The sequence below is a fragment of the Mariniradius sediminis genome, from assembly GCF_021491425.1.
In the GTDB taxonomy this organism is placed as follows: domain Bacteria; phylum Bacteroidota; class Bacteroidia; order Cytophagales; family Cyclobacteriaceae; genus Mariniradius; species Mariniradius saccharolyticus.
The window spans coordinates 1-1574 of record NZ_JAKEVZ010000039.1 but is presented as its reverse complement, the minus strand read 5'-3'; the positions used below and the strand labels follow the sequence as shown (position 1 = coordinate 1574).

General features: G+C 39.8%; 2 protein-coding genes. One reads left to right on the top strand and one right to left on the bottom strand.

What is annotated here, in order from left to right:
* Positions 1 to 144: 144 nt before the first annotated feature.
* Entirely contained in the window at positions 145 to 459 is a 315-nt protein-coding gene (locus L0U89_RS20160; protein ID WP_234863177.1) for a hypothetical protein, read from the bottom strand.
* A gap of 219 nt (positions 460 to 678) precedes the next feature.
* On the opposite strand from L0U89_RS20160, the gene L0U89_RS20155 reads away from it, so the two are divergent.
* Positions 679 to 1299 (top strand): hypothetical protein, encoded by a 621-nt coding sequence (locus L0U89_RS20155; RefSeq protein ID WP_234863176.1) that lies wholly within the window; start codon positions 679 to 681, stop codon positions 1297 to 1299.
* Positions 1300 to 1574 lie beyond the last annotated feature (275 nt).

The following is a 1574-nucleotide window of genomic DNA, read 5'->3' as shown; positions in this document are numbered from 1 at the left end:
CCTTACCTGTCAACTTATATCAGGATTACAAAAATCCTTGTAAAGTCCAATCAGGATCAGGCTTTCTACTGTAAAGCCAATTCAGTATTATTACAAAAACTGTCAACTTTTTTCAGGACGGGTCAAACCTTTTTTCAGGACGGGTCAACTTTCAGACGTTATCAAAAAAAAACCAAACATGTGGTGAACAAAGCTGACACGATTCCCCTCCGAGCCGACAAAAATCAGCAAAAAACCGACATGAGTCGCCTCAGAACCGACGCGAGTTATTAAAAAGCCGACACGAGTCGCCTCGGAACCGATACGAGTCAGCAAAAAGCCGACACGAGTTGCCCCCCAACCAAACCAAGGTAGTAAAAAGGCGACATGAGTCACCTTAGAACTGACACGAGTTGGAAAAAAGGCGACATGATTCACCTCGGAACCGACAGGAGTCGGTAAAAAGGCGAAACTAGGCATCTCGGAACCGACATGAGTCAGAATAATGAGTGCTAGGGTACCCCGACCAAGTTTTTGGGATTCCTTCAAACAAAAAGAACACAAATCACACCTTCATAGACGTTCATCTAATTTGCACATGCAAGAGAATCCAAGCGATTTTTTCTACTTGTTAGCTCCAATTAAAAATCAATAATTAAATTTACTAAAGTCATCGATGTTAAATTTTTTCCCAGAAATATGAAATGGATTCTTTTGTTGATTGCATCCCTGTCCTTTCTGAATGCTTTCCCTCAATCATTTGGCAGCCCTACTTTACCGGATTCAGTCGAAATAAATTTTAACGATGCACCATTTAGAAAGACTCCCTTCAATACTGGCGAAATCCTTTATAGAGTTAAATCTGGAACAAAGGCTGCACTTCTTGGATTGAGTAAGGATCATTTAAGGATAAAAATTGACACCACCGAGGGATTTATTAGCTACGTCTTTGTCAACCTTCGCAATACTCAACTTGAAGACTATTTTTCATATTATGTTTTGGAGAAAAAGAATAAAGAGCAGGCTATTGAGGACTCTCTAATCCAAGTGAGAAACAAGGAAGAAGAAATCCAGAGACGTCAGCAATATGAAACACGCTTTAACGAGCTTACCAAAAAATACGGATCAACAATTGGGAAAAGGATCTTCATGAAAGAAGTATGGATCGGGATGACAGAGGATATGCTTTTAGACAGCTGGGGAGAACCCGAAGAAATAAATCGGACAGTAACAGCCACTTTGGTAAGGAAGCAATATGTCTATCCTGGACAAAAGTACATTTATGTTGAAAACGGGAAAGTCACAGCCTGGCAAGATTGATTTTCATAGAAAACGAATTTAAATCTCAGGAAAAAATGGCAAGACAAACAAATTCATATAGTAAATATTCAAAACGAAAAGCCCGTGAGGAATTTCGAGAAAAGTATGCTCGAATGACTGCCGAAGAAAGATCTAGAATACACCAGCCGGTAGCGTCCCGATAAGTGTGTAATTGGCGGGAAAAGTTATTCTGGAATTTTTCGGCCCCTTGAAAGGCCTGGAAAAATTACGGAAATAACTTTTTCGGGATACCTTCACACACTTAAAGCTATGAA